The 315-nt window shown below is 46.7% G+C and carries 1 tRNA gene; it reads right to left on the bottom strand.

The window, feature by feature from the left end:
- Window positions 1–166 precede the first annotated feature (166 nt).
- A tRNA-Leu gene (locus tag ACLUWI_RS10430) sits at window positions 167–250 on the bottom strand.
- Window positions 251–315: the final 65 nt, after the last annotated feature.

The following is a 315-nucleotide window of genomic DNA, read 5'->3' as shown; positions in this document are numbered from 1 at the left end:
TTTACTTTTTTCGGATTTCTTTGGCAAAGTGAGCCTGCTGGTATGGCGGGTAGGCATGTTGACAGCTGAGAATCTCAGTGTTGACTATTGGAAAATATGATTGGACGGTACGGACATGATAATCAAGAAAATAAAAACAGCCGCGTGTCAACGACTGTTTGAACAATGCCCCAGACAGGATTCGAACCTGTACATGGTCACCCATACAACGACCTGAACGTTGCGCGTCTGCCAGTTCCGCCACTGGGGCATTTGAAATGTTTAGTTAGGGCTGAAAAGCCAATGCCCCAGACAGGATTCGAACCTGTACATGGT

Source organism: Limosilactobacillus mucosae, from assembly GCF_046939755.1.
GTDB classification, from domain to species: domain Bacteria; phylum Bacillota; class Bacilli; order Lactobacillales; family Lactobacillaceae; genus Limosilactobacillus; species Limosilactobacillus mucosae_A.
This window is presented reverse-complemented; position numbering and strand designations above follow the sequence as displayed.